The sequence below is a fragment of the Microbulbifer maximicatervae (SeqCode) genome, from assembly GCF_056232625.1.
The window spans coordinates 2539326-2553626 of sequence record NZ_CP174324.1 but is presented as its reverse complement, the minus strand read 5'-3'; the positions used below and the strand labels follow the sequence as shown (position 1 = coordinate 2553626).

The 14301-nt window shown below is 52.9% G+C and carries 13 protein-coding genes and 1 other RNA gene; 8 read left to right on the top strand and 6 right to left on the bottom strand.

Annotated features, from left to right (window positions below; translation table 11 throughout):
* The first annotated feature begins 17 nt into the window (after positions 1-17).
* A complete protein-coding gene (locus ACJJI6_RS11070; RefSeq protein ID WP_445363564.1) occupies positions 18-686 on the top strand; it encodes an arylesterase in 669 nt (222 codons plus the stop codon).
* A gap of 120 nt (positions 687-806) precedes the next feature.
* Positions 807-1724, top strand: a complete 918-nt coding sequence (ttcA, locus tag ACJJI6_RS11065; RefSeq protein ID WP_444912358.1) for a tRNA 2-thiocytidine(32) synthetase TtcA — start codon at positions 807-809, stop codon at positions 1722-1724.
* Here ttcA and ACJJI6_RS11060 read toward each other — a convergent pair.
* Positions 1609-2214: a hypothetical protein gene (locus ACJJI6_RS11060; RefSeq protein WP_475713402.1), complete on the bottom strand. Its 606-nt coding sequence runs from the start codon at positions 2212-2214 to the stop codon at positions 1609-1611. The two genes, ttcA and ACJJI6_RS11060, sit on opposite strands and share 116 nt — an antisense overlap.
* A 210-nt stretch (positions 2215-2424) precedes the next feature.
* Here ACJJI6_RS11060 and putP point away from each other — a divergent pair, with 210 nt between their 5' ends.
* The 3 genes from putP to ACJJI6_RS11045 all read left to right on the top strand — a co-directional run bounded on the left by putP (position 2425) and on the right by ACJJI6_RS11045 (position 5128).
* Complete coding sequence (gene putP, locus ACJJI6_RS11055; protein WP_282931667.1) at positions 2425-3891, top strand: sodium/proline symporter PutP; 1467 nt, start codon at positions 2425-2427, stop codon at positions 3889-3891.
* Positions 3892-4043: 152 nt separating this feature from the next.
* Complete coding sequence (locus ACJJI6_RS11050; protein WP_413664781.1) at positions 4044-4556, top strand: O-acetyl-ADP-ribose deacetylase; 513 nt, start codon at positions 4044-4046, stop codon at positions 4554-4556.
* Between the two features lie 107 nt (positions 4557-4663).
* Positions 4664-5128: an Mpo1 family 2-hydroxy fatty acid dioxygenase gene (locus tag ACJJI6_RS11045; RefSeq protein ID WP_108732210.1), complete on the top strand. Its 465-nt coding sequence runs from the start codon at positions 4664-4666 to the stop codon at positions 5126-5128.
* 50 nt (positions 5129-5178) lie between these two features.
* On the opposite strand, the gene ACJJI6_RS11040 is transcribed toward ACJJI6_RS11045, so the two are convergent.
* The gene (locus tag ACJJI6_RS11040) at positions 5179-5664 is read right to left on the bottom strand and encodes an Lrp/AsnC ligand binding domain-containing protein (RefSeq protein WP_282931670.1); all 486 of its coding nucleotides are present in this window, start codon (positions 5662-5664) and stop codon (positions 5179-5181) included.
* 195 nt (positions 5665-5859) lie between these two features.
* Between ACJJI6_RS11040 and ald the strand changes: the two genes are divergently transcribed.
* A complete protein-coding gene (ald, locus tag ACJJI6_RS11035; protein ID WP_282931671.1) occupies positions 5860-7005 on the top strand; it encodes an alanine dehydrogenase in 1146 nt (381 codons plus the stop codon).
* Between the two features lie 291 nt (positions 7006-7296).
* On the opposite strand, the gene ACJJI6_RS11030 is transcribed toward ald, so the two are convergent.
* The 3 genes from ACJJI6_RS11030 to ACJJI6_RS11020 form a co-directional block, all read right to left on the bottom strand.
* Positions 7297-8652, bottom strand: coding sequence for a substrate-binding domain-containing protein (locus tag ACJJI6_RS11030; RefSeq protein ID WP_475713401.1), 1356 nt, complete (start codon positions 8650-8652; stop codon positions 7297-7299).
* 247 nt (positions 8653-8899) lie between these two features.
* Entirely contained in the window at positions 8900-9616 is a 717-nt protein-coding gene (locus ACJJI6_RS11025) for a 16S rRNA (uracil(1498)-N(3))-methyltransferase (protein WP_413664784.1), read from the bottom strand.
* 54 nt (positions 9617-9670) lie between these two features.
* On the bottom strand, positions 9671-10531 hold the full coding sequence (locus ACJJI6_RS11020) for a 6-carboxytetrahydropterin synthase (RefSeq protein ID WP_282931674.1): 861 nt from the start codon (positions 10529-10531) through the stop codon (positions 9671-9673).
* Positions 10532-10665: 134 nt separating this feature from the next.
* On the opposite strand from ACJJI6_RS11020, the gene ffs reads away from it, so the two are divergent.
* Positions 10666-10763, top strand: an RNA gene (ffs, locus tag ACJJI6_RS11015) — signal recognition particle sRNA small type.
* A gap of 251 nt (positions 10764-11014) precedes the next feature.
* Positions 11015-12874, top strand: a complete 1860-nt coding sequence (locus ACJJI6_RS11010; RefSeq protein ID WP_282931675.1) for a M2 family metallopeptidase — start codon at positions 11015-11017, stop codon at positions 12872-12874.
* 110 nt (positions 12875-12984) lie between these two features.
* On the opposite strand, the gene ACJJI6_RS11005 is transcribed toward ACJJI6_RS11010, so the two are convergent.
* Positions 12985-14301, bottom strand: a complete 1317-nt coding sequence (locus tag ACJJI6_RS11005; RefSeq protein WP_475713400.1) for a YlbE family protein — start codon at positions 14299-14301, stop codon at positions 12985-12987.

Here is a 14301-nt window from a genome sequence, read left to right as displayed (position 1 = left end):
TTTTTGGAGAGTATGACATGACAACAGCCTTTTTTCGGCAGTTACTGACTCGGTTCGGCTTGGTGCTGATGCTGTCGGTCCCCAATCTGGCACTGAGTGCCAACAAGCCCGGCACTCTGCTCGTATTAGGGGATAGCATAAGTGCGGCCTACGGTATCGATGAGGAGCTGGGCTGGGTCAATCTGTTGCAAGAGCGCTTGCAGGAGAAGGGGCGCCTGGTGAAGGTGGTCAATGCCAGCATCAGTGGGGAGACCTCCGCAGGCGGCCTGACCCGGCTGCCGCGTTTGATGGAAGAGCACAATCCCCAGTGGCTGATTGTCGAGTTGGGGGGTAACGACGGTTTGCGCGGCTACCCACCCCAGAGTTTGCAGCGCAATTTGCAGCAGATGGTCAAGCTGGCTAAAGATTCCGGGGCCGAAGTCCTGCTGTTGGGGATGCGTATCCCACCGAACTACGGCCGCGCCTATACCGAGGCTTTTGCCGCTGTATTCCCCAAAGTGGCCAAGGCCGAAGAGGTCGCTCTGGTGCCTTTCCTGTTGGAAACCGTGGCCCTGGAGCAGGGCGCTATGCAATCCGACGGTATCCACCCCACCGCCAAGGCGCAGCCGGCCCTGCTGGATCATGTCTGGCCCTGCGTGAAGTCCCTGTTGGGGGAGAAGGCGGCTGGTGAGTCGTGTACTCCGTGATCGAAATGCGTACAATCGCGCCCCCAGGAACAGGAAAGCCTGGCTCTGGTCCCAAAGTTTAAGGTTTTGTGCCGGTACTCTGGGCCCGGTCACTGGTCGCGAATGAGTTAGAGAGACACCATGCCCGAATTGGAAAACCGCCGCGAGCGGCTCGAGTTTAATAAGCTGCAAAAGCGCCTGCGCCGCCATGTGGGCCGCGCCATCGCCGACTTCAACATGATTGAAGAGGGCGACAAGATTATGGTCTGTTTGTCCGGCGGTAAGGATTCCTATGCCATGCTGGACGTTCTGCTGAATTTGCAGAGGACAGCGCCGGTTAACTTTGAACTGGTGGCGGTCAATATGGACCAGAAACAGCCGGGCTTCCCCGAGCATATCCTGCCGGAATACCTGCAATCCCTGGGTGTTCCCCACCATATTGTCGAGAAAGATACCTACTCGGTAGTGAAGGAAGTGGTGCCTGAGGGCAAGACCACCTGCGGGCTCTGCTCCCGTCTGCGCCGTGGCACCCTGTATGGCTTTGCTGAAGAAATTGGCGCCACTAAGGTGGCACTGGGCCATCACAAAGACGATATCGTCGAGACCCTTTTCCTGAATATGTTTTACGGTGGTCGCCTCAAGGCGATGCCGCCCAAACTGCGCGCCGACGATGGCCGCAATATCGTGATCCGTCCGCTCGCCTATTGCCGCGAAGAGGACATCGCCCAGTACGCCGAGTACAAGCAGTTCCCGATTATTCCCTGCAACCTGTGCGGCAGCCAGGAGAACCTTCAGCGCCAGGCGATCAAGCAGATGGTGCGGGAGTGGGATAAGAAATTCCCAGGCCGCAGCGAGAATATTTTCGCCGCGATTACCCGGGTGTCCCCGTCACAATTGGCGGACAGGGACCTCTACGATTTTGAGAGTCTGGAACTGGATCGCTCTACGCCGTCGGCTGTCGAGCGTCCTGACCATTCAATCCAGCGCCAGGTGAATTCTTGGGAGCCTGAGGATGCTCAGGAAGTGGAGCCCCAGTATATCGAGGCGCTGAATCTGTAGGATCTGCACCGCTGACCAGTTGCGCGTAACTGCATTCAAAGTCCCGGGGGCTGGCACTGGGTCCATGGTGAAAATGCTGATGCCAGAGGCGCGCCATATTGGCCACGTCTGAGGTTTCCTCCTCCTGGATCTTGTGCACCTCAGCCGACCTGTAAATCAGCCAGGCGATGGCTGTGGCATAACGCAGGTTGGTGGTCAGTTCGCTGTGGGGGTGATCGAGAAAATCCCGCTGGCTCGCCAGCCCCCGCACTTTTGAGGCGAGGCTTGGGTGATCGATCAGGTAGTGATCCCAGATTTCCCGGTGGGTGTGGGGCTGGATTTGGTAAATACCCAGCCCGTGGCGCCGTCCCTGTTTGAGGTGGAAGCCCAATTGCGACTCCTGGGCGGCGGTTCCCAGAAGGAGATTCTCCATGCCCTGGCTCCAGGCTCTCAAGTGCTTGAGGGTTGGACGGATAACCTGGAGTCGGAGCTCGTCCAGACAAATGCCCATAGTGTTGTCTTTTTTTCTGTAGTTGTATCCAACATATATGTAGTTTGCTGATTGAGTCGGCGCCACCTTATGGGTAGATTTACGCGCAATAAACATAACAATTTTTAGGTGGTGCTCTTTCCATAGCTCAATGCGCTGAAAAATTGAGCAGGAAAACGCAGACTATTCCCGCGCCAAGTACCACCCCACTTTGATCAGAAGGAATCCCTTATGGCCGCCGAGTGGCTGATCGCCCTTACTTTTGTCGCCTATTTGGCGTTGATTGTTGTTATCGGTATTTACGCCTACATGCGTACAAAAAATGCCAGCGACTATTTCCTCGGCGGCCGTTCCCTGCCGCCGGCAGTGGCGGCCCTGTCTGCCGGAGCCTCGGATATGAGTGGCTGGCTGCTTCTGGGTTTGCCTGGCGCGGCCTATGCAGCGGGGCTCTCCGCCGGTTGGATCGCAATCGGCCTTTTCTCCGGCATCGTTCTGAGCTGGGTGACAATGGGCCGGCGCCTGCGCATCTACACCTATGAGCTCGACGACTCCCTGACGGTGCCAGCTTATCTGGATCGTCGGTTTAAGATGGGGCACCCCTATCTGCGCACCGTCTGCGCGATATTCATCCTTCTATTTTTCCTTTTCTATGTGGCTTCGGGCCTGATTGCCGGCGGCAAATTGTTTGAAACGGTGTTTGGCTGGGATTATCGCTGGGCGGTGATTATCGGTGCGGTTGCTGTTATTTCTTACACCCTGTTTGGCGGGTTTTTGGCGGTGTCCTGGACCGATGTGTTCCAGGGACTGCTGATGAGTGCGGCGCTGATTGCGGTGCCTCTCGTTGTTATTTCTGACCAGGGTGGTTTTTCTGCCAGCTGGACTCGCCTGCAAACGGAGATGCCACAGCTGACCCATTGGATGACCGATAACACCGGGCAAACCTTAAGCCTGGTGGCGATACTCAGTTCCCTTGCGTGGGGACTGGGCTACTTCGGCCAGCCGCATATCTTGGCGCGATTTATGGCGGTGCGCAGCCCTAACGATATTCCGGTTGCGGCGACAGTGGCGGCGGTTTGGTCCCTGGCCGGTTTCTTGGGTGCAATGGCGGTAGGCCTGTTTGCCCACCTGGAAATCCAGCAGAGCCTGCCAGATGGCGAAACTGTGTTTATGGAAATGGTGCAGGTGCTGTTCCATCCGCTAGTTGCCGGTGTTCTTTTGGCGGCGATTCTATCTGCCATTATGAGTACGGCAGACTCCCAGCTGTTGGTGTCCTCGGCTGCGCTGGCGGAGGATATTTACCACGTTTGGTTTGGTCGTGAGACCACTCCGGAAGCCATGGTGAAAGTGGGGCGCTGGGCGGTGGTTGCTTTATCACTGGTGGCTGTGTGGATTGCGATGGACCCGGATTCCAAGGTTCTGGATGTGGTGAGTTACGCCTGGGCTGGTCTGGGCGCTGCCTTTGGCCCGGCGTTGTTGATCAGTCTCTACTGGTCCCGTATGACCGGTAGTGGTGCTATTGCCGGTGTTATCGTTGGCGGCCTCACCGTTGTGGTGTGGGAGCAACTCTCCGGTGGCATTTTTGATGTTTATGAGCTGTTGCCGGGTTTTGTTTTCTCTTCAGCTGCTATCGTGTTAGTGAGCGCGCTGACGAAGTGCCCGGAAGCCGTTGCCTCACAGCACCGCAAGTTGCTTGGTTGAGGGGGCAGGGCAGGACTTGAGCCCGAGCGACTCGCTCGGGCCGAGACAGACCAGCCGCGCTAGGGACGCATCTCTGGCAAAGGTGCGACTGTTGTGAAGTGAAATGGATTTCCATCCGCAGCAATTATTCAAATAGCGGTTGGAGATGCTGAGTGATCAAAGTTCATCTCGGTGATATCACTCGATTGCACGTCGATGTAATCGTCAATGCTGCCAACAGCCGTCTCTTGGGAGGCGGTGGTGTCGATGGGGCCATACACCGCGCAGCGGGGCCCAATCTACTGGAGGCCTGCCGCAGTTTGGGCGGTTGTCCTGTTGGTGAAGTGCGCGCCACTGGCGCTTATTCCATTCCCGTAAAACGTATCTACCACACGGTTGGGCCTGTTTGGCGCGGCGGCAGTTTGGGTGAGCCCGAGCTGCTCTCCAGCTGTTATCGGCACTGCCTGGCATTGGCTCGGCGCGAAAATATGCGCTCGATTGCTTTTCCGGCGATCAGTTGTGGCGTTTACGACTACCCCCCGGAGCTGGCCGTAGAGGTGGCTGTAGAGCAGGTGCAGCAATTTCAGGAGAAGGAGGGGGCGCCGCAGCAGGTTGTATTCTGTTGTTTCGATAAATCGATGGCGGATCTCTATCTATCCCAGTTGGATGCCTACGTTAGGCGCTAAAAGCCACGTTTTGTAGGCCTCGTGGTATTTTCGGCCATTGATTGATATCCATGGGTTGGGGATTATTATTGCTCTGACAATAACAATATAAGAATGAGGAGATTGTCATGCGCAGTGCCCAGCAGTGGTTTTCCGAGTATGGTGAGAGTCATCAGAATCCGATCAACAAATCCATTCATTGGATTGCTGTTCCCGTAATTTATGCAACTGTGGCCGGACTTTTGTGGGCAGTTCCGCAGCCGGAATTTATGGCGACAATTCCATGGCTGAACTGGGCTGTCGTGGTGACAATCCCGATTCTTCTGTTTTATTTCGCGATGTCGTTTCCCATTGCCCTGGGAATGACGGGATTAACGGTTCTGTGTTTGTGGGCTTGGTCGGTATTGGAGCGGCTGGGGGTGCCCATCTGGCAGACGGCACTGGCCCTATTTGTGATCATGTGGGTGTTCCAATTCATTGGCCACCATATCGAAGGCAAGAAACCCTCTTTCTTTAAGGACTTACAATTCCTGTTGATCGGCCCAGCCTGGGTGATTGGTTTTATTTACCGGAAACTGGGCATTCAATACTGATTGCCGGTTTATGCAGATGAGTGGCTGTGGCCACTCATCGATCTATCCTGCTATCGGTTGTAGTGAACCGGTACTTCCAGTGTCTCTTTAACTTCTTCCATCACCACATAGCTGGTGCACTCCTGCACCTCCGGCAGTGTCAAAAGCGTTTCACCGTAGAACTTGCGGTAGGCACTCATATCCGCCACCCGGGCTTTGATCAGGTAATCGAAATTCCCCGATACCAGGTAACACTCCTGCACTTCCGGCAGGGCGGCCACGGCGTTGCGAAATTCCTCGAAGGCGTCCTGTGCGGATCGATTCAGTCTGATCTGCACAAAAACTACCAGGGCAGCATCGAGGTACTCCGGGTTGATCAGGGCGGTGTAGCCCTGAATAACATTGTCACTTTCCAGGCGTTTGACCCGTTCGACACAGGGGGTCGCGGTCAGACCTACCTGTCGGGCCAGCTCTGCATAGCTGGTTCGTCCATTCTTTTGTAGAACACGCAATATGTTCCGGTCGATAGTGCTTAGCTCTCCCGCACGTTTGCGCATAACTGCTGACTCCGAATTGGTCGACATGGTCAAAAAGTAGACTTGCCGACAGGTTGTGTAGTGGATTCCACTAGTTTTATCAAAAATCTGCTAAATATCCACTTCTTATCTGTTCTTATACTGGGGAAAACATAGAAATTAGGTACTCCTATTTGATTAAGGCAGTACCGAGCGCACAGAGCGAGGAGAAGGAAAATGTTGATTGGCGTCCCTAAAGAGATTAAGAACCACGAGTATCGTATTGGCCTGACGCCGTCGAGTGTTCGCGAACTGGTTGGCCACGGTCACGAAGTGATCGTACAGAAGGATGGTGGTGCCGCTATTGGTTTCCCCGATGAGATGTACGTTCAAGCCGGCGCCAAGATTATCGATACTCCGGAAGAGATTTTTGCCACTGCCGATATGATCGTCAAGGTAAAAGAGCCCCAGCCCCACGAGTGCGAAATGCTGCGCCCTGGGCAGGTTCTGTACACCTATCTGCACCTGGCTCCAGACCCCAAACAAACTGAGCTGCTGGTTAAGTCCGGCGCTACCTGCATCGCTTATGAAACTGTAACCGACCGCTTCGGTGGCCTGCCTCTGCTGGCGCCTATGTCTGAAGTTGCCGGTCGTATGTCTGTACAGTGCGGTGCCCACCACCTGGAAAAAGCCCAGGGTGGTCTCGGCGTACTGCTCGGCGGTGTTCCCGGTGTAGCTCCCGCTAAAGTCCTGATTATCGGTGGTGGTGTTGTTGGTACTAACGCAGCGAAGATGGCCCTGGGTATGGGTGCTGACGTTACTATCCTCGACCGCTCTCTGCCGCGTCTGCGTCAGCTGGACGATATTTTCGGTGGTGCGGTTCGCACTGAGTACTCCACTAACGATGCTATTGAAAAGCACGCACTGGAAGCTGACCTGGTTGTTGGTGCGGTTCTGATTCCTGGCGCGGCAGCCCCCAAACTGCTGACCCGTGACATTATCAGCCGCATGAAGAAAGGCGCAGTTGTAGCTGACGTTGCTATTGACCAGGGCGGTTGTTTCGAGACTTCCAAGGCGACTACTCACCAAGAGCCTACTTACGTAGTTGATGGTGTGGTTCACTACTGTGTTGCCAACATGCCCGGCGGTGTAGCTCGCACCTCTACTATGGCCCTGAACAATGCCACCCTGCCTTACGCGGTAGCCCTGGCAAACAAAGGCGCCAAGCAGGCACTGTTGGACGATTCCAACTTGCTGGAAGGCCTGAATGTTCACGCTGGCATGGTGACCTACCAAGCCGTAGCCGATGTATTGGGTTACGAGTTTGTAGATCCCAAATTGGCTCTGCAAAAACAAGCAGTAGCGGAAGACGCTGTAGCTTAATTGTCCCGGTGGCCGCCTGCGGGCGGCCGCATTGTAAATAAGCGGTAACGCGCTTGTTGTTGGGAAGTTTCCCCCGGAGCGCTCTTTGCGTTCCTCTCTGTGAGACCTGGTGGCATAGCCACTAATTGATAGCCGCGTATTTACGCGGCTTTTTTATGCGCGTTATTTATGCTTTGGAGAAAGCTGGACTTGTTGTTTAGGGAAAAACTGGGGAAGGGGAGGAGGAAAAGAAAAAAGGATGCTGAGGGACTTCCTTGTCGCCTCACGGGGGAGAGGGGTTTAGGGCTAGGGTTAAATAACCCAGATTTCTACCCGGCGATTTTTTATCTTTGAACTGGAGCTGTTGGAGGCTACCGGCAGATAGGCACCAAAGCCCTGAACCGGTGCTGTATTAATCTGGTGATCCCTGAGTGCGGAGCGAACGGTAACTGCGCGTAGTTTTGATAAAACGATTGAACGCCCCTCACTGACTTTCTCATCGCCAAACCCGATCAATAGCAGTCGTTTGTGGCTGTTCTCAGGCTTTTGCATAAAGCGGACAAGGCGCTGTATATCCTGTTTTGCCTTGTTATCTAAAGAGGCACTGCCTTCAGAGAAACGGAAGTTAATACTCAGGCGCTCGGCATTTTCCGTTAATTTCAGGTATTCGCTGGGCCCATCCCGGTTGGCTTCAGGTTTTACACCGATCGGCGTCTGCGCGACAAACCCAGTGGCCTTTACCTGCTCCTGCCCCTGCTCACTCTGTACAAAGTGCAGGAACTCTTCGGTGACGGGTTTTAAACCGTAAGCAGCGGTATAGAGAAAAAGGCGGCGGGAAAGGGGGTAGTCTTCAGTTGCAATTGTCAGATGCTCTGGAGCTTGTGGTTGGGTGTTCTGATCGGATACTGACACTGCCTTGGCCCGTCGAATAGATGCCAAGCCCACAAATCCAATACTGTTGGGGTTTGCCGAAACACGGTCCGACAATTGATCATTCGATTCGAAGCGTTTTGCATTGGCAATAAGGGAGTGCTTTTTTCCAAGTACCAAGCTTTTAAACGTATCCCAGGTACCGGACTGATTATCTCTCGCGAGAACTTTGATGCGACCTTTCTGCCCGCCGACTTCAGACCAGTCGGTAATTTTTCCGGAAAATATTGCTGCTATTTGTTGCAGGGTTAATTGGCTGATGGGGTTTTGAGGGTGAACAATAATAGCCAGGCCATCGATGGCAATAACATGTTCTGCACTTTGGCCGCGCATATCTCCAAAGCGACTTAGGGCTGCGTGCTCAGTATCTTTTATTGGTCGCGAAGCCATGGCGATATTGGCCTGGGAACGTTCAAGGCCTTTAAATCCGGTGCTCGAACCGTGTGCCGCAATATCGACATATATTTTTTTACCACCGAGGTCTCCTTGCACTCGAACCTCATTTTCTTTCCCTAAAGGGATAATCTCGAGATTACTGCCACCACGGGCTTCGAGGTAATCGCTCACCAGATTGGGCGCCAGCTTTGCGCCGACAGTGTTGGAGCCATGTAAAGTAAAAAGCAGGCCCGATGTGTCGGGAGGGAAGCGGGTCTGGGCTGTGGAAGTTGCAGCAGCCAGGGCCCCCCCAATAAGAAGTAAGGTAAGGGTTTGCTTTAGCCGGCTTAAGAATACGCTCATAGTAATTCGACCGTAAGGTGGTAAAACGAGGGCGCAAAATATGACTTAATTGTGACAAATTGATGAAATATTGATTGCTGAATTGTGCAACTGTCTCATCGCAAGAGATAGGTAACTTTACTGGGGGTTATTTGAACAATTGAGGTATGGGTAGTTAAGCTTTCGTAAAAGCTTAAAAAGCAATACGTCGGGTAAGTACTCAGAGGCTCCTGTGGATATGCAGCAGAGCCTCGTAAAGTCCGATAATTTAAAACGCGGGAAATAACCGGCTAATTAGTACTGGCAGTGCAGTTTCTACCCGCAAAATACGTGGACCCAGGTGAACGGATTGAAAGCCTGCTTCCTGGAGCTTCTCGACTTCATAGCTGATAAAGCCGCCTTCAGGGCCAATGGCTAAAGTGGTCGGTTGCTTTATGTCCACAGGGCAAGCCGTTCCCCCTACTGGATGAGCCACCAGTTTACGAGAGTCGCTGGAGAGGGAAGGGAGTTCGTCTTCGACAAACGGTTTAAAGCGTTTGCGCAACAGAATTTCCGGCATTTGTGTATCGACAGCCTGCTCGAGTCCGAGCAGGCATTGCTCAAAGAGTTTGTCTTCCTGCAACCAAGGGGTTTGCCAGTAAGACTTTTCGACCCGGTAACTATTAATTAAAACCAGTTTTTTGACTCCGAGTGCAGTCAGGTGCTGGATAACCCGCTTGAGCATTTTGGGTCGAGGCAGGGCCAAAATAAGTGTGAGAGGTAATGGCTGGGGCGGATCGATTGCGAATGCCACCTCAAGCTCAACGCACTTCTCGTCGAGCGTAACAATCTCGCCACTACCTATTTGCCCGTCGAGCAGTCCGACACGCAGTTGTTGTCCCGGCGCTGCTCTGTGAACCTTGGTGATATGCTCCAGCTGGCGTCCACTCAGGCGGACGCGATTGGGACTAATAAAGTCGTGCTTTTGTAAAACAATCAGGTTCAAAGTCGGGCGCCTTGGTACTTCAATTTATAACGGTGTCGGTGCTATGGGGCTGGGCTAGCTGGTTTGAGCTGAAGCAATCGCGCCTTTGCCAATACCTTCGTAGGCTCTTACGGTAATCGCTTTCCCAGGCTCTTTAGCCGCCAGGGTGTTGGCGATATATTGGGCCAACTGCTCCACCGTGGTATCACAGTCAAGAATTTCACAAACTTTGGCAGGGATGGACAGGGTGAAGTTTCCCTGTTGTGCACTGTAAGCAAAGTTATGGATATCCTCACCGCGATCATCGGCAGTTGTTGAAACCAGATCCTCGCGAGTGCCCAGGTAGATATCTTCCCAGCGCTCAGCCCAGTACTTTTCCAGCTCTGTATCGCGTTGGCCACCCGTCATGACCTGAATACGTGAACGGTGTCCATGGGCGATACGCTGGCAGTTGCCAAGGTGTTTTTTCAGGCCATGGCTGTAGTGGTAGAAAGCATCTTCAATGACTTCACAGTGGAAGCTGAGCTTGAGCTTCTCCACGCTATCGGGGAAGTGGCTGGCCAGCTGCTGGACACACCAGACGGCGACGCTCTCAGGAGTAATTACCTCGGCGTCCACTAAGGCAAAAGCTTGTTCCGGACCTGACACTTTAATAGAGGCCCCGTTTTCCAGTAGCCAGGTCAGGTTAACCTGGTCTCCACTGTGCTCCAGGGTCAGTTGGGGTGAGCGGGTAGGTACCAAGAGGCGGTGGTCGACTTGATCATCCAGCCAATGCCTCAGGGTCTTTTTCACTATGCCAAAGTCGCAAACCATCCCCTGTTCATCCAAGGCGCCATCGAGGGCTGCGTTTGCCAGCCAGGTCTCGCCTACGATGCCTCGTTTTGAGTCGAGGTAGCTGAAGTCAACGTTGGTTAAATTATCGACAAACAAGTGCATGAGTAACTCTTTGCAGGGGGTGAGATAGTAGTCGTTTATTATAACCTGTTAATAGGGCTGGATCTTATTCGTTTATGCCTCTATAATCGCGCCCTCTTCGGATGCACTGGCACCGAAGATCGTTGTGGCGGCCCTCCCGGTCCCCTCGCAATGAGCAGCTGTGAACTCCGCCAGGCCCGGAAGGGAGCAACGGTAGCAGTGGTATCATGTGCCGAGGGTGTTGCTGGTTGGGCTGCCTCCAATCTCTCCCTTCTTTGTTTCAAAAATCATCCCCTGAAAAATCCCCGTTGAGAGTGTTTTGCTCGACCGTGTCCTGGGTTTTTGCTCTTTCCCTCACCAAATTTTTTCCCGCAAAGACGATATAAAAGGGGATTTTGTGTCGATCTGGCTCGATCTTCGGCCTTGCCGTCGCTGATCGTGTGGGGCTTATGCTATAAACGGCGTCAACTATAAGCAGATCTAAAAATGATTCTTGAGGAGAAAATGAAAAAAGTTGCTCTCTCGATAGCGGTTGCCGTTGCACTGTCTGCCTGTGACAGTGGGCAGCAAGCGGTAAAACCGGTTGGTGTAGCCCAGGCGACTGCGGAAAGCCCAGCTGATAATTCCCAGCTGACAGTCAAAGATGCGCAAGCTTTCTTAAAAGATGCCCAGGCTCGCATGGAAAAAATGGGACAAGAGGCAAGCCATGCCGCTTGGCTTGCTTCTACCTATATCAATATTGATTCCCAATACGTAGAAGCTTTGGCTTCAGAGCGATACACCACCCTGGCCGTGGAGCTGGCTTCAGAGGCCGCCAAATTTAACGACTTGGACCTGGACCCGGATACCCGTCGCCAGTTGACCATGTTGAAGCAGGGGTTGGTATTCCCGGCGCCGAAAGATCCGGCACTAACTTCTGAGTTGGCGCAAATTGGCTCAAAAATGCAGGGCATGTACGGTGCCGGTAAATACTGCCGCGAAGATGGCGGTGAAGAAAAGTGCTACACCCTGACCGAGATGGGGCAGGTGATGGCAACCAATCGCGATCCTGAATTACTCAAGGATCTGTGGGTTGGATGGCGTAAAGTTTCTCCTCCTATGAAGCCTCTGTATGAGCGCCAGGTGGAGATCGGTAATGCGGGTACCAAAGAGCTGGGTTATGACAACCTGAGTGTTTTCTGGCGCTCCAAATATGATATGGCCCCGGATGCCTTTGCTGAGGATATGGATACCCAGTGGGGTAAAGTGAAGCCGTTGTACGAAGCTTTGCACTGCCATGTTCGCGCCAAGTTGAATGAGCATTATGGCGATGACGTAGTGCCGGCTCAGGGTAAGATTCCTGCACACTTGCTGGGTAATATGTGGGCCCAGGAGTGGGGTAACGTCTACGACATCGTCAAAGACGACGACATGCAGGCCCCCTATGATCTGACTCAGCTGGTGGTTGATTCCGGCATGAGTGAAAAAGACATGGTTAAAGTCGGGGAGAAGTTCTTCACCTCCCTGGGCTTTAAGCCTCTACCGGAAACTTTCTGGGAGCGCTCCCAGTTCACCCAGCCTCGCGATCGCGATGTGGTTTGTCATGCCAGCGCCTGGAATATGGACGGGCAGGACGACCTTCGCATCAAGATGTGTATCAATAAAACGGGTGAAGACCTGGTTACCATCCACCACGAGTTGGGCCACAACTTCTACCAGCGCATCTATAAAGATCAGCCTTTCCTCTATAAAAATGGCGCTAACGACGGTTTCCACGAAGCTGTTGGCGATACCATCGCGCTTTCCATCACACCGAAGTACCTGAAGGAAATCGGTTTGATGAATGAGGTGCCGGATGAGAGTAAAGATATCGGTTACCTGATGCAGCAGGCGCTGGATAAGATTGCCTTCCTGCCATTTGGTCTGCTCGTTGATAAGTGGCGCTGGCAAGTATTCAACGGTGAGGTGAAGCCGGAAGACTACAACAAGGCCTGGTGGAAGCTGCGTGAAGATTACCAGGGCATTGCCGCTCCGGTAGAGCGCTCCGAAGAGAACTTCGATCCGGGTGCCAAGTACCATATCCCCGGTAATACGCCTTACGCTCGCTACTTCCTGGCGCGTATCCAGCAGTTCCAATTCCACCGCGCGCTGTGTGAAGCCGCTGGTGAAACCGGACCGCTGCACCGCTGCTCCATCTACCAGAATGATGAGGCTGGTAAGAAGCTGCGCGCTATGTTGGCAATGGGTGCAAGCAAGCCCTGGCCGGATGCTATGGAAGCGCTCACCGGTCAGCGCGACCTGGATGCTTCCGCCATTATCGATTACTTCCAGCCGCTGATGGCGTACCTGGAAGAGCAGAACCAAGGGCGTCAGTGCGGTTGGTAATCTGAGCTTTTAGTTTGTCGGTATTAGAAAAAGGGGCTTAGCCCCTTTTTCTGTTTTATGCTCACGTGAATTATGAACTCTTGAATATTATTAGTTGTGAGGCTCAGTTGTTAGTGGACAGGGGGTTGCTCTTCCTCAGAATTTAGAAAGCTGGCAGCAGCATTTAAAAATGCTTCCAGCGGGGGGTGCAGAGACCCGGTACCGACTTGATAGCGGTTCATATCTTTGTGGGCCAAGCCAGAGTTGATGGTTGGTGTTGTGCCGGTTCTGATAATTTTAAGCAGGTCGAATCCAAATGGAGCACCTCTACCCTCTATGCCTGGAGTAACCACAAAGTCGCTCTCAGCGTGGCACACATCATACATTTTCAGTATGTTGTCGATGTTATCTTGGTATGTTCCCGAGAATATTTTCTGGGTGCCGCCAAAACCCATAGTCTCTGTGATGGCGCTGTCTCCCATATCCCGGTTGACATCTGCGGGAGTGATTCCTGGCATTAATAGTCCATGGCCAACCCCGGCCAAACCGGTAAACCAGGCCTTGTCCAACCCTGAAACTTGAATACCAAATTCCGTCCCGTTGCGAGCCATGGTTGTAATAATACTGCTGTGAGGAATACCGCTGCCGGCATCGGAAATAACCTTGCAGGTGGCCATGATTGGATTTAACGGGAATGTCTCATCCTTGTAGATTTGGTTGGTAATCCTTTCAATATCTTTTCGCTTTTTACTGGCCCGAATAACTCCTGGCATTAAAATTCTGGAGAAAATCAGTGTGGCGGCATTAGTCATTACATGGCAGTCGTCTCCCATAAGGAGACTCCGGCCAATTATAGGTACAAAATCAATTCCGCCTTCATCTTGGATTGCTTGATTTAGTACGGGGGCAATTTCGTCCTCTATCCAACGAAGGTAATCGATGGCCTCTTTGTCATACACGCCAAAGCGAATAGAGCTACCGCGGTAATCGGCGCGATCATCACTAAGGTTGGAATAAGCCCGATTGCCGGATAGCTTATCTTCGACAATATACACAGACATTGAATGGGTAATAATGCCAGCCATGGGCCCGACCGCATTGTGGTTATGGCAAGGCTCAAGATCAACCCGGCCTTCCTCCATAACCCGCTCCGCTTCAACTTTATTTTTAGCCAGGCCTTCATAAATCAGACCGGCAATGATTGCGCCTTTTAACGGTCCAGATGCCCGCTGCCAGGTTATTGGGGGACCGGCATGCAGGACTAAATTTTTTCGCATTCCAGGGATGTTGTCACTGGCTTTGCCTATCCCAATCAAAATCGGCACAGCCTGCTTCATGCGCTTAATGGATTCGTCATTCGCTTGCTGATTGAGAGCTTGGAACTCAGGGGTTGCCAGTTTATGGAGGATTTCTTCGGTGCTGGGCCTGAATTCAATGTCTGTTCTCAT